Annotated in this window: 11 protein-coding genes and 1 pseudogene; 4 read left to right on the top strand and 8 right to left on the bottom strand. The window is 68.9% G+C overall.

Annotated elements, in window-relative coordinates:
* Positions 1-144 precede the first annotated feature (144 nt).
* Positions 145-597 carry a hypothetical protein gene (locus BMW75_RS16965; protein WP_092581047.1) on the bottom strand — a complete coding sequence of 151 codons (453 nt, stop codon included), beginning with the start codon at positions 595-597 and terminating at the stop codon, positions 145-147.
* A gap of 105 nt (positions 598-702) precedes the next feature.
* Between BMW75_RS16965 and BMW75_RS16960 the strand changes: the two genes are divergently transcribed.
* Positions 703-1,221: a GNAT family N-acetyltransferase gene (locus BMW75_RS16960; protein ID WP_092581045.1), complete on the top strand. Its 519-nt coding sequence runs from the start codon at positions 703-705 to the stop codon at positions 1,219-1,221.
* Between the two features lie 10 nt (positions 1,222-1,231).
* On the opposite strand, the gene BMW75_RS16955 is transcribed toward BMW75_RS16960, so the two are convergent.
* Positions 1,232-2,473: a GGDEF domain-containing protein gene (locus tag BMW75_RS16955; protein ID WP_092581043.1), complete on the bottom strand. Its 1,242-nt coding sequence runs from the start codon at positions 2,471-2,473 to the stop codon at positions 1,232-1,234.
* 171 nt (positions 2,474-2,644) lie between these two features.
* Here BMW75_RS16955 and BMW75_RS16950 point away from each other — a divergent pair, with 171 nt between their 5' ends.
* A complete protein-coding gene (locus BMW75_RS16950) occupies positions 2,645-3,508 on the top strand; it encodes a GNAT family N-acetyltransferase (protein ID WP_092581041.1) in 864 nt (287 codons plus the stop codon).
* A gap of 4 nt (positions 3,509-3,512) precedes the next feature.
* Here BMW75_RS16950 and dcd read toward each other — a convergent pair whose 3' ends face one another.
* The 4 genes from dcd to apbC form a co-directional block, all read right to left on the bottom strand.
* The gene (gene dcd, locus BMW75_RS16945) at positions 3,513-4,076 is read right to left on the bottom strand and encodes a dCTP deaminase (RefSeq protein WP_076516843.1); all 564 of its coding nucleotides are present in this window, start codon (positions 4,074-4,076) and stop codon (positions 3,513-3,515) included.
* Between the two features lie 109 nt (positions 4,077-4,185).
* The gene (locus tag BMW75_RS16940) at positions 4,186-7,779 is read right to left on the bottom strand and encodes a translocation/assembly module TamB domain-containing protein (protein WP_175493205.1); all 3,594 of its coding nucleotides are present in this window, start codon (positions 7,777-7,779) and stop codon (positions 4,186-4,188) included.
* Between the two features lie 56 nt (positions 7,780-7,835).
* Positions 7,836-9,731, bottom strand: a complete 1,896-nt coding sequence (locus BMW75_RS16935) for an autotransporter assembly complex protein TamA (RefSeq protein ID WP_092581037.1) — start codon at positions 9,729-9,731, stop codon at positions 7,836-7,838.
* 3 nt (positions 9,732-9,734) lie between these two features.
* Entirely contained in the window at positions 9,735-10,823 is a 1,089-nt protein-coding gene (gene apbC / locus BMW75_RS16930) for an iron-sulfur cluster carrier protein ApbC (protein WP_092581036.1), read from the bottom strand.
* A 101-nt stretch (positions 10,824-10,924) separates the two neighbouring features.
* Between apbC and BMW75_RS16925 the strand changes: the two genes are divergently transcribed.
* Positions 10,925-11,200, top strand: coding sequence for a hypothetical protein (locus tag BMW75_RS16925; RefSeq protein WP_076521804.1), 276 nt, complete (start codon positions 10,925-10,927; stop codon positions 11,198-11,200).
* 193 nt (positions 11,201-11,393) lie between these two features.
* Positions 11,394-13,493, top strand: a pseudogene (metG, locus tag BMW75_RS16920) (methionine--tRNA ligase); the annotation flags it as partial.
* 82 nt (positions 13,494-13,575) lie between these two features.
* Here the strand turns inward: metG and BMW75_RS16915 are convergent.
* Together BMW75_RS16915 and BMW75_RS16910 are read right to left on the bottom strand one after the other, a co-directional pair.
* Positions 13,576-14,313 (bottom strand): sulfurtransferase, encoded by a 738-nt coding sequence (locus BMW75_RS16915; protein WP_092581032.1) that lies wholly within the window; start codon positions 14,311-14,313, stop codon positions 13,576-13,578.
* A 75-nt stretch (positions 14,314-14,388) separates the two neighbouring features.
* Positions 14,389-15,186: an META and DUF4377 domain-containing protein gene (locus BMW75_RS16910; RefSeq protein ID WP_092581030.1), complete on the bottom strand. Its 798-nt coding sequence runs from the start codon at positions 15,184-15,186 to the stop codon at positions 14,389-14,391.
* Between the last annotated feature and the right edge of the window lie 8 nt (positions 15,187-15,194).

Here is a 15,194-nt window from a genome sequence, read left to right as displayed (position 1 = left end):
TAAGCAGGCGTTGTCCGGCCGCCAAAAGGAGGCCGCGACGATGGCGGGCCAGGGAGAAATCCGGCCCCGCCCAGGGCCGGCGGCCGGGTTCCGGGCGCGCCCGGAACCGGCAGTCAGGCAGCGCCCCGCGCAGGCGGTCCCGACCTAGCGGATGGTCCGGGCTTCGCCGGTCTGCAGGGCGTCCATGAATAGTTCGAAGTAGGCGGGAATCGCCTCGGCGGCCCCATAGCGGATGCGCCGCTCGACCTTGGCGATGGCGCCGAAGCACACTTCCGCGCCGGGTTCCCCGCAGACCAGGACGACGGGATCCTCGTCGTCGCAGACCTCGTACAACCCGCCGTGCGCCCGGCGGCCGACCTCGTAGAGATAGGCGGCGGCGCCGACCGTTTGCATGGGGGTCAGGGGAAGCGTGCCCAGATGGGCGGCCTCCAGCGCGTCATCCAGCGCATGGATGCTGGCCGGTGAGTAGTCCAACACGGCGCCGGTGGAACCGGCTGCCTCCACGAAGTCCTGCGCTGCACCCGCGACACGGGCCACGAACTCTTCCTGCACTTCATGGCGCGTCGCAACCTGGTTTGTCTTGAGGAAACCGAACATCAGTGGCTCCTTTGTGAAAACCGCAAGCGGCGTTGAAACCATTATAGGCAAGGCCACCGGCCTATACTGCCCGAACGTTTCCTATTCCCAACACTTGCGCCGCCCATGTCCGAGCCCGTCGTTCGACGCCTGACCGCCCTCGATGCCGCGCCCTTGCGGCAATTGCGGCTGGACGCCCTGGTCGAGACGCCCGAGTCTTTCGGATCGAGTTACGAAGAGGAACACACGCTGACATTGGCGGACATCCGCGAATGGATCACCCCGGCCAACGATGGCGCCATGTTCGGCGTGTTCATGCAGGACGCCTTGGCAGGCATGGTGGGCGTGGGGCGGCAGCGCAAGCTGAAGATGCGACACAAGGCCCACATCTGGAGCATGTACGTCGCGCCGGCCCAACGCGGGCGCGGGCTCGGGCGGCTGCTGATGCACGCCGCGATTGCCCACGCGCGGACCATGCGCGGCGTACGCCAGGTGCAGTTAAGCGTGACCGCCAACAACGCCGCGGCTGCGGCGCTGTATGCCAGCCTCGGATTCACCGTGTATGGCCACGAGCGCGAGGCGCTGTGCGTCAACGGCAGGCTGTACGACGAAACTCTGATGGCGCTGCCGCTGGCGAACGGGTAGCGCGGCGGGTTCAGGCGGCGCCCGCGCGGCGGCGCGCGCCGTAGGCGCACACCTGGTTGCGCCCGCCATCCTTGGCCTTGTAGAGCGCCTGATCGGCCGCCTTGATGACCGCGTCGGGCGCGCGCAAGGTCTCGCTGCGCTCGGCCACGCCGATGCTGACCGTGACGCGCAGCGGCCGGGCGCCACGCCCGCCCCGCGAGCCGCGCCGCCGCTGGCCAAGCTGGTCGGCCTTGGGCCGGGCGGGTTTGTCGCGCAGCCGCATCTGATACGCCTCGATGGCGCGCCGGACCGTTTCCAGGTGCGGCATCGCTTCGGCCGCGGTCTTGCCCGGGAACACCAGCGTGAACTCCTCGCCGCCGTAGCGGTAGGCGCGGCCGCCCCCCGGCACGCGCCGCAACTGCGAGGCGACCATGCGCAGCACCTGGTCGCCCACGTCGTGACCATGGGTGTCGTTGAATGCCTTGAAGTGGTCCACGTCGGCCATCGCCAGCGTGTAGACGCGGCCCATGCGCTGCAGCCGCTCGTTCAGCGCGCGGCGGCCCGGCAAGCCGGTGAGTTCGTCCCGGAACGCCATGTGAAAGCCTTCGTGCGCCAGCGAGATGCACAGGGCCGTGAGCGACGCGGCGGACATCAGCGCCAGTTCAATGGGGTGGGCCGCGCCGCGCGGCAGCGCCCATGCCATGCACACGAATCCCAGCCACTGTCCCGCCTGCTGCGGACGCCCGTAGCGCAACAGCAGCAGCGTCAACGTCAGTCCGCTTGCCAGCAGCGCGATCAGCGCCTCGGCCGGCACCCCCATGCGCGCCAGCATGCCCTGCAGCGCGAAGGTGCTGAAAAGGCTGTCCACCCCATCCTTGCCCGCCAGCGCGATCACCGCCACGCCCGCAGCCATCAGGCCGATGCGCAGCGCCATGTCGAGCAGCATGCTGGATCGTTCTGACCACAAGGCGTTGATGGTGTAGACGAGCGACCACCAGGCCAGCAATGGCCCCATCGCCCAGGGCGCCTGCCGCGCCAGCGTGGGCCAGGCCGCCGTGACGGCCAGCACGCACAGGATCAGCGCCATGGTCTGCGAGCGTTGATACATCAGGCAGATGGCCGAGCCGATCAGCGCCATCACCCACGGCACGAACGGCAGGATCAGGCTCAGCGCGGGCGGCCATTCCCGCCAGAACAGGAGACCGAACGCCGCGGCCACCGGCAACGCGGGGTAGAACAACAGGGGCAGCCAGGGAATATGGGGGTAACGCACAAATGGGCCTTGCTCACGCTTGCAGATATGACGTCGCCAAATCGGCAAACACATGTACTCATTTTACGGACGCGGCGTGGGGTTCTTTAGCGCCCGCCGCGTAACAACGGGCGCGGCGCCCGTGCTATGTTGGCGCTCCACCGTTGTTGGCTCCACCATTGGAAGACATCCATGCGAATCCTGGTCAATATCGATGTGCCCGATCTCGAACACGCCATCGGCTTCTATGAGAACGCCTTCGGCCTGACGCTGAACCGCCGCCTGGGTCCGGCCGGCGCCGAGATGCTGGGCGCCGACGCGCCCATCTACCTGCTCGAAAAGGCCGCCGGCACGCCGGCCGCCGGCGCCGTGCGCCAGCCGCGCGACTATGCGCGGCACTGGACGCCCGTGCACCTGGACGTGGTGGTGGATGACGTGGACGGCGCGGTGGCCAGGGCGGTCGCGGCCGGCGCGCGGCTGGAGGATCCGCCCGCCACGCATGCCTGGGGCCGCATCGCGCACCTGTCCGACCCCTACGGCCATGGCATCTGCATCCTGCAATTCCTGAACCGCGGCTACGACGAGCTGGCGCCGGAGGCGTCCTCCCAGGCGGCGCCGCTGCGCTTCACCCCCGTGTCGCAAACCGATTTCGAGGCGCTGCTGGCCCTGCGGATCGCGGCCATGCGCGAAAGCCTGGAGCGGCTGGGCCGCTTCGACCCGGACCGGGCGCGAGCGCGCCTGCAGAGCACGTTCCAGCCGCAATACACCTGGCACATCGAGCTGGACGGCAAACGCATCGGCTTCTACTGCCTGCGCCCGGACGGCGCAGGCCTGCGCCTGGATCATCTGTACGTGCACCCCGACGCGCAAGGACTCGGCGTGGGCGGCCAAGTGTTGCGGCGCCTTCTGCAGGAGGCCGACCGGCGCGGCCAGAGCGTGACGCTGAGCGCATTGCGCGGCAGCGACTCGAACCGCTTCTATCGCCGCCACGGCTTCGTGCAGACCGGCGAAGACGTGTGGGACATCGACTACCTGCGGCCCGCGGCCGCAGGCTGACGCATCAGGTGCGCGGCAGCGTGACGCCGCGCTGGCCCTGGTATTTGCCGCCGCGGTCGCGGTACGAGGTTTCGCAGACCTCGTCGCTTTCCAGGAACAGCATCTGCGCGCAGCCTTCGCCGGCGTAGATCTTGGCAGGCAGCGGCGTGGTGTTGGAGAACTCCAGCGTGACGTGCCCTTCCCATTCGGGTTCCAGCGGCGTGACGTTGACGATGATGCCGCAGCGCGCGTAGGTGCTCTTGCCCAGGCAGACCGTCAGGACGCTGCGCGGAATGCGGAAGTACTCCACGGTGCGCGCCAGCGCGAACGAGTTGGGCGGAATGATGCAGACGTCGCCCTTGAAGTCCACGAACGAGCCTTCGTCGAAATTCTTGGGATCGACGATGGTGGAATTGATGTTGGTGAAGATCTTGAATTCGTCGGCGCAGCGCACGTCGTAGCCGTAGCTGCTGGTGCCGTAGCTGACGATGCGCCCGCCATTGGCTGTACGGACCTGGCCCGGTTCGAAGGGTTCGATCATGCCGGCGTCGGCCTGGCGGCGGATCCAGCGGTCGCTTTTGATGCTCATGGTGGGTGTGGTGCTAGGGATTTGAATGGACGCCATTTTATCCCGAGCGCGCCGGCCCGCCCCTGACCGGGGCGGGACCGGCTTGTCCCGCCTCAAGCGGGGCGCCCGGTCAATTGCCGAACAGCGTCCGGTACACCAGCGAGATCCCGTTCACCGACCCGCCCTTCAAATCCAGGGACAGACCACGTGCCAGCCGGTAGCTGGCGCGCCCGACGGTGTCGCTGCCGGACAGCGCCTGCTCGACGCTGAGCGTGATGCCGTTGGCGAAGTTCTTGCTGGCCACCAGGAATTGCGTGGACAGGTCGCTGTTGATGTCGCGGTTCACGTTGCCGGCCACCGTGCGGTCGGGCAGGATGCTGCCCGAACTGCCCATGTTGCCGGTGCGCACGGCCACGTCGTCCAGGCCGAACTGCTTGTAGAACGGCTGCCCGCCGCCCAGCAGCGCGGTGCCGATCGACACGAGCAGGGCCGCGTCGCCGCCGCTTTCGTCCGGGCCGCGGCCCAGCAGCAGCCACGACAGTTTTTCGACGTCGCTGACCTCGGGATAGGACACCAGGTCGATGCGCGGCCGCTGGGCGGTGCCGACGACCCGCACGCCCGCCTCGACCAGTTCGCCGGTGCGCAGGGCCTCGATGTCCAGGATGGGATTGTCCAGGCGGCCCTGGAAGGTCAGCGTGCCCCGGCTCAGCCGCAGCCGCTGGCCATAGGCCTCGATGCCGCCGCCGCGGGTGCGCAGTTGTCCCCAGCCCGTCAGCCTGCCCTCGTTGAGCCGGATCTGGATGGAGCCGAGCAGCCCGGCATCCAGCCCCATCCCGGTGATGTAGAAGCGCGGTCCCATGTCGAACTTCAGGTCCATGCTGGTCTGCAGCGGCGTCGAGACCTTGCTGGGGTCGTCGCCCGCGCGGATCACGCGCACGTCGTCATCCAGCGTCGGCACGCCCTGCAGGATCTCCAGGCTGAACCAGCCCGCATCGGCGCTCAGGTTGCCGACGATTTCCAGGCGCGGCATGGCTGCGCGCACCTCCACGGTGCCGGACACCATGGCGTAGCGGTCCGAGCGCTGCAAGGCCGGGAAGCGGAACAGCGTCAGGTTGATGGCCCCGCCGCCGTCCATGATGTTCCAGTCTCCCTTGGCCTCGGCGTAGCCGCCCTTCGCCCCCGGGTTGGTCGTGATCCATTCCTTGGTGCGCCATTCGGCCGGCATGACGCGCAACGACGCCGGAAAGCGCAGGCTGTCCAGGATCAGCCGCTGGCCGTCCAGGCGCGCGGACAGCGTGCCGTCGATCAGCCGCACGCCGTCGTCGATGCGCACCAGCCGCAGCTTGTCGCCCCGGATGTTGCCGGTGGCGCCCCACTGGCCGGCGAGCGTGCCCTGGACGTCGATGTTGGCCTTGAGCGCGCCGCCGACCTCCATGGCGTCGCCCACGAAGAGGCCCACCCACGCCAGGTCGGCGATGTCCGCGTTGAGCCGCGCCCGCAGCGGCTGGCGCGAATCGAGCGCCATGCCGCCCTGGGCGTCGACCAGCAGCACCGCCGTGCCGGTGCCGTTGATCGAACCCATCTTGTTCGTGGACAGGTCGAGCCGCGCGTCCAGCCGGCTGGCGTTGGCCGAGGTGGGCGTGGCCGTCAGATCGAGCACCAGCGCCTTCACGCCCAGCGGGATGGGCGGATCGCCCGGAATCAGCAGATCGCCCGAACGGCGCGCGATGCGCGCCTTGCCCGCCAGCCGGCCGTCAAATTTCAGGTCCCACAGCAGGTCGAGCGCGATGCGGCGCTGGCCGTCGGGCACCATCGCATTCACGCGGCCGGCGTTGCGGCCCAGCTTGGCCGCCGCTTCGGGGTCGAACGCCCCGATCACCTGGCGCGCCATGGCGGCGGTAATGACCAGGTTGTCCGACTGCCCCGCGGTTTCCCAACGCTTGCCGCCGCCGCGCGAGCCCTGATGCGCCACGGTCAGGCGCTCCTTGCCGGGCAGCCCCAGGCTTATCGCGGTCTGGCCGACCTGCCATTGCCACTGCGGCGCCACGGCCGAAGGAAGGAAAGACAGCGTGACCGGCCGGTCCAGCGACACCGAGAATCCGGCCGTATCGGCGGCCAGCCGGGAGAACGTGCCGCGCCAGCCCACCAGCGCCGCGTCGGGCTGGCCCGCCGCGCCCCTGCCCCAGCCGCCCGCGAAGGCGAGACTGGCCTGCGCGCGCGACCGCCCGACGATGCCCGGGCGGGGGTTGGGCGGGGTGTAACTGGCGGTGATCTCGCCGCGATGGGCCGCCATCGCGCCGTCCAGGCGGGCTTTGACGTCCGCCCCGCCAGGCAGGCCGGGCCAGAAGGCATCCAGTTGCGGCGCCTGGGCGTCCAGGGTGATCGCGCCGTCCGACGCGCCCAGTTCGCCCGTCGCCCGGACCCGGTTGCGGCCCAGCCGCAGGTCCACGTCCAGGCCATGGATACGCAGGCCCGCCAGCGGCGCCACGGCCGGGTCCGGCGCCGCCGTGCCGGCGGGCGGGGCCGCGGCCACGTCCACCTGGGCCTTCAAGTCCCCGCTCAGGGGCTGCCGGTTCCAGCGGCTGCCCTCTTCAAAGCGCAGGTTGAAGGCGGCATGGCGCAGCGCGCTCAGGTTTTCGATCTCGGCCTGCACGTCGGCGCGCACGGTCAGCAGCGCGGGCGGCAGCGCGTCGCCCGCCCAGGGCGCCAGATCCAGCCGCTGGGCGTCGAGCGATCCGACGATGCGGTCACGGCCCGGCGCATCGCCAGCCTGCAGGTCGAACTGCGCGGCCAGCGTCGATTTGTCCGGCAACTGCGCGCGCGCCCGGGCGCTGCGCAGCACCAGCGCCGTGCGCGGCGCCAGGTCGGCGACCACGTCGAGCATCAGGTTGGAGCCCGTGCCGTCGACCTTGGCCTGGATGCCGTCGAGCGATCCCGCCGCGTCGGCCCGCAGCACCACCAGGCAGGCGGGCGCGGGCGGCCCCATCGGCGCGGCGGCGGGGCCGGGTTTCTGGCCGGGTTTCTGTCCGGATGGCGGCTTGGCGCCCGCGGCGGCATCGCCCGGCCCCTTGGCCGGGCCGAACACGCCGCTCAGCCGGTCGGCCTGGCACAGCGGCGACTCGGGTCCCGCGCCGCGCGCCGTCACGTCCAGGCGCGCGGCAAAGGGCCAGGGGTCGGCCAGGGCCTGCAGGTCGGCCTGGCCGGTCACGTCGGCCTCTCCCACCTCGTGTCCGACGCGCAGGCTGGCGATGCGCAACTGGGCGCCCTGCCTGCCGGCGGCCAAGGTGGCGCTCAGGTCGTTCAGCGTCACCGGCAGCGGCTGGCCGTCCTGGATGAACTGGAAGTCGCCCAGCGCCAGCCGGTCCACGGCGATGGTCACCGGCAGTTCCGGCATGGTGAAGGGTTCGTCGCCATCTTCGGTGGGCGGCGCCTGCGGCGGCGAGGTCATGGCCACGCGGACCGATCCGGCCGACAGGTTGCGCACGTGCAGCAGGCGGTCCCCCAGCGCGCGCCAGCGCACCACCAGGTTCAGGTCGGCGATGTCGACATGCGCGCCGCCGGCCACCAGTTCCAGCCGGCCCACGGTCACGCCGCGCAGGATGGAGCCGTTCACGTCCAGCGCCTGGCCATCGAGCTGCTGCGCGGCGGTGGTCAGCAACAGGCGCGTGCCGTTCTGCGACGCGACCAGCCAGAAAATGAATCCGGCCGCCAACGCCGCCAGCATGGCCAGGCCGGGCAACCACCAGACCAGCACCTGACGCAGGAATTTACGCAAGAACGTCAAAATGCGATCCCCAGCGAGAAATGCAGGCGCAGGTCGCGCTGGCGCTGACCGTAGGCCAGGTCCAGAAACAGCGGCCCGGCGGGCGTGCGCACGCGGGCGCCGACGCCATAACCCACGTTCATCGACATGTCGCCGAAGGATTCGGCCGCATCGCCGGCGTCCACGAAGACGCCCATGCCCCAGCGTTCATCGAAGTAGTGGTCGTATTCGATGCTGCCCACGAGCAGCGTGGGCGCGCCCACGACGGCGTTGTCGCGATGCACGCCGATGCTCTGATAACGGTAACCGCGGATGGAACGCGCGCCGCCCGTCCGAAAGCCGAAGTCGTCGGGAACCTGCACATCGCCGTTGGACCACACGCGGCCCGCTTCGGCGCGGATCGTCAGCACGTCCAGCTTGCCGATCGGCCACCATTTCTGCCCGCGCAGCCGCAGGCGCGTGTAGGGCTCGCCCGTGTCCAGCGTGACGCCGACGCCGCCGCCCACCGAAATCAGGTTGCCTTCGCGCGGATCGTATTTGTTGTCCACATCGCGCCGCAGCCATTCCGCCGTGGTGGTCACGGTGGGCAGCGTGTAGCTGTCGCCGCCATCGATCTTGACGTGGTCCTGCGCCAGCAGCACGCCGTAGCGCGTTTCGTATTCGACGCGGCTGTTGCCCGCCCCCTTGCGCTCCTGGGTGCGCGTGGCGCCCAGCGCGTAGCGGGTGACTTCCAGGCCCTGGATGTCGGAACGGTCCGCCAGAATCCCGAACGAATCGCGGTAGCCGCGCTCGCTCGGGGGCAGCAGGATGTCCATGAAGGCGCGCTGGCGCAGCCGGTCCACGCCGAACCCGGTTTCCAGCGTGACGGGCTGGCCGAACACCACGTTCTGCCGGTACAGGGATTCCACCCGCACGCCGGCCTCGTCATCCACGCCGATAGACGCGGAAAAGCGCTTGGGCGGGGCTTCCACCACGCGCACCTGCACGGGCAGGGTGACCTCGCCGTCGGAATCGAACTGGGCCGGCGGCGGGGGCAGGCCGCCCGACACCGTGGGGTCGCCCGCCGGCGCAGCCGCGGCGGCGTCTTCGGCTCCCGGTCCGCGGGCGCGGTCCGAGAGAGGGTCCGTGGGCTGGTCCGTCTGGCGTGGAGGCTCTTGCAGCGACACGAACGCGCCGCGGAAAAACGCCGTGGACTGCAGGTCCTGCTGCCACTGGTCCAGCCGGTTCTGGTCGAACGCCGCGCCCACGTTGTAGCGGACGTACCGGTCGATCAGCGTCTCCGGCACGCGTTTGAGGCCCTGTGTGTTCAATTCGCCCATGCGGACCTGCGGCCCGCTGTCGATGGCGACGTGCAGATGCGCCAGCGCGTTGTCGGCGTCGATGTCCGCGCGCGACGACGTCATGCGCGCCAGCAGGAAATCGCGCGTGGTGACGTCATCGAGCAGCGTGGCTTTGGCGCGGTTCCACTCGCTGTTGATGAACGGCTGCCCTTTTTTCAGCCGCCAGTCGTCGCGCAGCTTCTGTATGCGCTGCGCGTACTCGGGGCGCGTGATGCGGCCGGAGAATTCCAGGCTGACGGATTCGACGACCGTGCGCTTGCCCGGCACGATGGCGATGTCCCAGGTCTCCCCGCCGATGTCGGTCCCGGCCTCAAGCGTGACCTTGGGCGAAAAATAGCCTTGCGTGGCCAGCGCCGCCAGCGTCGCGTCGCGCGCGCGCCGGCGCAGGCGGTTGATTTCACCGCCGTCCTGGTCTTCGGCCAGCCGCGCGATCGCATCGACCGCCTGCGTGATCGCCTGCAGCGCGGCCGGGGGCACGCCCCCGGGGTCGACGATGACTTCCGGGCGCTTGGCCAACGCCTCGCCCGCCATCATGCACAGACCTGCCAATACGGCTCGGGCAGCCCACCGCATGTGTCAGGTCGGTTGCTGTACGACGATGGAGGGGAACTTTCCGGCCATGTCGCGCGGAAGCGCCGCAACGCCCGCGGCCAGCTTTCTTGCGATCGCGCGATACAGCGACGCGGCTTCGCTGCCCGCGTCCGACACGACCGTCGGCGTGCCGGCGTCGGTCTGTTCGCGGATCGCCAGCGTCAGAGGCAGGCTGCCGAGCCACGGCGTCTGGTATTGCTCGGCCATGCGCTGGCCGCCGCCTTCGCCGAAGATATGTTCGGCGTGGCCACACTGCGAGCAGATGTGGATGGCCATGTTCTCGACCACGCCCAGGATCGGCACGTCGACCTTCTGGAACATCCGCAGGCCCTTGCGCGCATCCAGCAGCGCGACGTCCTGCGGCGTGGTGACGATGACCGCGCCCACGACCGGCACCTTCTGCGCCAGCGTCAGGGCCACGTCGCCCGTGCCGGGCGGCATGTCGACGATCAGGTAATCCAGGTCGCGCCAGTTGGTCTGGCGCAGCAACTGTTCCAGCGCCTGCGTGACCATCGGGCCGCGCCAGATTGCTGGCGAATCGGCGTCGATCAGAAAGCCGATGGAGTTGGCCTGCAGGCCGTGGCCCGTCAGGGGCTCCATGCTTTTGTTGTCCAGGCTTTCGGGACGGCCCGAAATGCCCAGCATCGTCGGCACGCTGGGACCGTAGATGTCGGCGTCCAGCAGGCCGACCGTCGCGCCCTCGGCCGCCAGGGCCAGCGCAATATTCACGGCCGTGGTGCTTTTGCCCACGCCGCCCTTGCCGGACGCGACCGCAATAATGTTGCGCACATTGGGCAGCGGCTTCAGGCCCTTCTGCACGGCATGCGCGGCCACTTTCCAGGTGACGGTGACCTGCGCGTCCGGCGCGCCGGCCTGCGCCAGCGCGCGCGCGGCGATGTCGCGGACCTGCTCGCGCACGGCGTCGGCGGGATAACCCAGCTCCAGGGTCACCGCCACGCGCCCGCCAGCCATTTGAATGTCACGATCTCTTACAGAAACGCCTAAATCCAAACCGGTATTCGGGTCGTGCGCGGCGCGCAGTGCGGCGCGGATGTTTTCTATCGTTATACTCATGTCACTATGGTTCCGTAGGCAGCGCGGCGTCTGCGGGCCGCCATCCCCTAAAGGATAGCGGATACACGGGAACCTTTCGCTGCGTTTTGCATCCGACATTCATGACCAACACACTTATCCGCTTCTTTCGTGCCGTCCTATTCGCCGCCCTGGCCTTGATCGGCATGGCGATGGCGCTGGTGTTCATGCTTTCCACGGCAGTCGCCGTGGCGATCCTGTACGTGGTCGCCAAGGTGCGCGGCAAGCCCTTTGGCGTTCGCGCCTATTGGAGCCAGCGCCAGGGCGCCCGCCCTGGACCCTTCCAGTCCGCCACCGCGCCGTTCGCCACGCAACCGCGCGGCGACGTGATCGACGTCGAGGCCCGCGAAATCCGCTGACGGCGTTTTTCCACTGGCTTGCGCCCCGATCCGGCGCAAGCAGGCCGTTGCGTGTTGCGCCAAGCCGCACCCCGCGCACCGGCCCATTCCCCCCTCAACCCGCCTGATTCGCCTTGCCGCGAGGGGCGGGTTGTGTGCTTTCCGGGGCCGCGTCGCGGGCAGGTGCGCGCGCTTGCCCTAAAATGGCCGGCCAAATCCCTTTTCCCCTCAACCTCAGTCGACAACCATGTCTCGCACCCTTTTTGTCACCACTGCGCTGCCCTACGCCAACGGATCCTTCCACATCGGCCACATCATGGAGTACATCCAGGCCGACATCTGGGTTCGTTCGATGCGAATGGCGGGCCACACGGTGCACTTCGTGGGTGCGGATGACGCGCACGGCGCGCCGATCATGCTGAAGGCCGAAAAGGAAGGCATCACGCCGCAGGCGCTGGTGGCGCGATATGCCGCCGAGCGTCCGCAGTACCTGAACGGTTTCCACATCCGCTTCGATCACTGGCACTCCACGGACTCGGCCGAGAACGTCGCGCTGTCGCACGACATCTACCGCGCGCTGAAAGCCCAGGACCTGATCGAAACGCGCTCCATCGAGCAGTTCTACGATCCGGTCAAGGGCATGTTCCTGGCCGACCGCTACATCAAGGGCGAATGCCCCAAATGCCACGCCAAGGACCAGTACGGCGATTCCTGCGAGGTCTGCGGCGCGGTCTACGCGCCCACCGAGCTGATCAATCCGTACTCGGCGCTGACCGGCGCCACGCCCGTCCTGAAGTCGTCCGACCATTTCTTCTTCAAGCTGTCCGATCCGCGCTGCGTGGAATTCCTGCAGCAGTGGACCACCGGCGCGAACAAGCACGGCGGCAAGCACCTGCAGCCTGAAATGCTCGCCAAGACGCGCGAATGGCTGGGCGCCGAAGACGGCGAGGCCAAGCTGGGCGACTGGGACATTTCCCGCGACGCCCCCTATTTCGGCATCGAGATCCCGGACGCGCCGGGCAAGTACTTCTACGTGTGGCTGGACGCGCCGGTCGGCTACCTGGCCTCGCTCAAGTCGTACTGCGAGGTCAAGGGCATGGACTTCGACGCCCTGCTCGACCCCAATGGCGACACCGAACAGGTGCACTTCATCGGCAAGGACATCGTGTACTTCCACGCCCTGTTCTGGCCCGCCATGCTGAAGTTCGCCGGCCGCAAGACGCCGGACGCGGTCAATGTGCACGGCTTCATCACGGTCAGCGGCGAGAAAATGTCCAAGAGCCGCGGCACCGGCATTTCGCCGCTGCGCTATCTGGAACTCGGCATGAACGCCGAATGGATGCGCTACTACATCGCCGCCAAGCTGAACGCGCGCGTCGAAGACGTGGACTTCAATCCCGAGGACTTCATCGCGCGCGTGAACAGCGACCTGGTCGGCAAGTACGTCAACATCGCCAGCCGCGCCGCCAGCTTCATCACCAAGCACTTCGACGGCGTGCTGGGCTATTCGGGCGACACCGGCGCGCTGTCCGCCGAATACGCCGAACAGGCCGAGTCCATCCGCGCCGCCTTCGAAGCCCGCGAATACAACCGCGCCATCCGCGAAATCATGGCTTACGCCGACCGCATCAACCAGGCGTTCGACACCGCGCAGCCGTGGGTGCTGGCCAAGGGCCTGGCCACCGCCGATGACGCGCAGAAGGCCGCGCTTCAGGACATCTGCTCGCGCTCGCTGGCTGGCTTCAAGGCCCTGTCGGTGATGCTGGCGCCGGTGCTGCCGGCGCTGGCCGAACGCGTGGCGCTGGAGCTCTTTGGCGCGCAGGCGCCGTTCACCTGGGCCGACGCCTCGGTGCTGCCGCAGCGCGTTGCGCCGTTCAAGCACCTGATGCAGCGCGTCGAGCCGCAGATGCTGGAAGACCTGTTCGAGCCGCCCGCCGCGCCCGTGGTGGTGCCCGGCGGCGAGCCGCTGGCCGAGACCATCTCCATCGACGACTTCGCCCGCGTCGACCTGCGCATCGCGCAGATCGTCAACTGCGAACACGTCGAGGGCTCCACCAAGCTGCTGCGCCTGACGCTGGACGTGGGCGAAGGCCGCCACCGCAACGTGTTCTCCGGCATCAAGTCGGCCTACCAGCCGGAAGACCTGATCGGCAAGCTGACCGTGATGGTGGCCAACCTGGCCCCGCGCAAGATGAAGTTCGGCGTGTCCGAGGGCATGGTGCTGGCCGCCAGCCACGCGGACGAAGCGGTCGACGCCGGCATCTACGTGCTGGAACCGTTCCCCGGCGCCAAGCCCGGCATGCGCGTGCGCTGATCGGCGCGGCAGACCAGAAAAGACCGAGCCCGCGTGAAGCGGGCTCTTTTCTTTGCGGCCGGATCGCCGGATCGCCGGCCGCTCAGGCGTTGCTGGGCGCCAGCGCCGGGTCCAGCGAGACCCGTTCATCGAACACGAAGCACTTGCCCTCGTAGCCCGGACCGCCGGTTTCCTCGAAGTATTTGAGGATGCCGCCATCGAGCTGGTAGACGTTGTCGATGCCGGCCTCGTTCATGTAGATGGCCGCCTTTTCGCAGCGGATGCCGCCCGTGCAGAAGCTGACCACCGTCTTGCCTTCGAGCTGCGCGCGGTTCGCCTGCACCGCGGCGGGGAATTGCGTGAAGCGCTCGATGCGCCAGTCGATGGCGTTCTTGAAGGTGCCCTCGTCCACCTCGAAGGCGTTGCGCGTGTCCAGCATGACGACCGGACGTCCCGCGTCGTCCACGCCCTGCGCCAGCCAACGCGCCAGCGTATGCGCATCGACGCCGGGCGCACGCCCTGCGGCGGGCCGGATGGCGGGGTGATCCATGCGGATGATCTCGCGCTTGATCTTGACGAGCAGTTTTCGGAACGGCACGTCGTTGCTGTGGCTGAACTTGACCTCCAGGTCCGCGAAGCGCGCGTCGGCGCGCAGGCCCTGCAGAAAGGCGTCGATGCCGTCCGCCGCGCCCGCGAGGAACAGGTTGATGCCTTCTTCGGCCAGCAGGATGGTTCCCTTGAGCGCGGCGGCGCCGGCCTCGGCGAGCAGGCGGGCGCGCAATTCGGGCAGGGCATCCAGGGATACGAATTTGTAGGCGGCGATATTGACGACGGCAGTCATGGCAAAGCAGTGAGTACGGGCAGCAAAGCCCGTAATGATAATCGCAGGACGGATTGCCCCGCCCTGCGCCTGCCCTCAGCGGCCGACGACGTGCTGCTCGATGACGGCGTCCAGCACCCAGCGCAGCGACGACGCGCCCTGAGGCGGGTCCGGGTCGTTGACTTCGACCACGCGCAGGCGATATTGCACGCCGGGCTGGAAATCGAAGCCCGTGATTTCACCGTGCCACGGCTGCCAGGGCTGGGCGGCGCTGTCCCGCACCCGATAGCACATGGCGCGGCCCGCGCCCGTGTCGCACGGCACGCGCTCGGCATCCACGTAGACGAGCTTGGTGGGCCCGCGCTGGCCGCCGGCGATCGGGTCGGCGCGGCGTCCGAAATCCAGCGTGTCGCCCGTGCTGAGCTTCCACGTCATGCGCTGCGGATTGTTGGCGTTGTCGAACGACGAGGCCGTGATGCGGGTGAGCGCCGCCAGGAAGTCCTGTTCGAGCGCCATGGCCTGCGGTGCGCAGGCCTTGCGCGTGGCGACGGGACTGGCACGCACGATCAGCAGTCCGTTGGCAAGCGTGTACGGCGCGCTGTACGCGTTGCAGCCGGCAAAGCCCATCATCCGGGGCGCCCCCTGCTCGTGGATGAATTCCGCGGTGATGGGGCGCGAGGTCGACGACGGATGCGGCACGGGACGCAAGGCGCCGCCCGGCCGCGACCAGCGCGCCAGATCCCAGCGCGTCTGCACCAGGATGTCGGAGGCCGAGGTCGGCTGGAAACGGGGATCCTGCCCGTCGGCCGCGCGCATCGGCGGCGAAGCGCAGGCGGCGAGGCCCGCGCACAGCAGGCAGGACGCCAGGCGGCGCAGGAGGACGGAAATGCGCATGCAAGTCT

The sequence above is a fragment of the Achromobacter sp. NFACC18-2 genome (assembly GCF_900108985.1).
Lineage (GTDB): Bacteria > Pseudomonadota > Gammaproteobacteria > Burkholderiales > Burkholderiaceae_B > Achromobacter.
The sequence above is the reverse complement of the archived record's forward strand: the minus strand, read 5'-3'. Positions and strand labels throughout refer to the sequence as shown.

What these genes read in the sequence shown, in the direction of transcription:
- BMW75_RS16925 (WP_076521804.1), top strand. Translation starts at nt 10,925, where the DNA reads ATGACCAACACACTTATCCGCTTCTTTCGTGCCGTCCTATTCGCCGCC.
- apbC (WP_092581036.1), bottom strand. Translation starts at nt 10,823, where the DNA reads ATGAGTATAACGATAGAAAACATCCGCGCCGCACTGCGCGCCGCGCAC.
- dcd (WP_076516843.1), bottom strand. Translation starts at nt 4,076, where the DNA reads ATGAGCATCAAAAGCGACCGCTGGATCCGCCGCCAGGCCGACGCCGGC.
- BMW75_RS16910 (WP_092581030.1), bottom strand. Translation starts at nt 15,186, where the DNA reads ATGCGCATTTCCGTCCTCCTGCGCCGCCTGGCGTCCTGCCTGCTGTGC.
- BMW75_RS16940 (WP_175493205.1), bottom strand. Translation starts at nt 7,779, where the DNA reads ATGCTGGCGGCGTTGGCGGCCGGATTCATTTTCTGGCTGGTCGCGTCG.
- BMW75_RS16950 (WP_092581041.1), top strand. Translation starts at nt 2,645, where the DNA reads ATGCGAATCCTGGTCAATATCGATGTGCCCGATCTCGAACACGCCATC.
- BMW75_RS16935 (WP_092581037.1), bottom strand. Translation starts at nt 9,731, where the DNA reads ATGCGGTGGGCTGCCCGAGCCGTATTGGCAGGTCTGTGCATGATGGCG.
- BMW75_RS16965 (WP_092581047.1), bottom strand. Translation starts at nt 597, where the DNA reads ATGTTCGGTTTCCTCAAGACAAACCAGGTTGCGACGCGCCATGAAGTG.
- BMW75_RS16960 (WP_092581045.1), top strand. Translation starts at nt 703, where the DNA reads ATGTCCGAGCCCGTCGTTCGACGCCTGACCGCCCTCGATGCCGCGCCC.
- BMW75_RS16915 (WP_092581032.1), bottom strand. Translation starts at nt 14,313, where the DNA reads ATGACTGCCGTCGTCAATATCGCCGCCTACAAATTCGTATCCCTGGAT.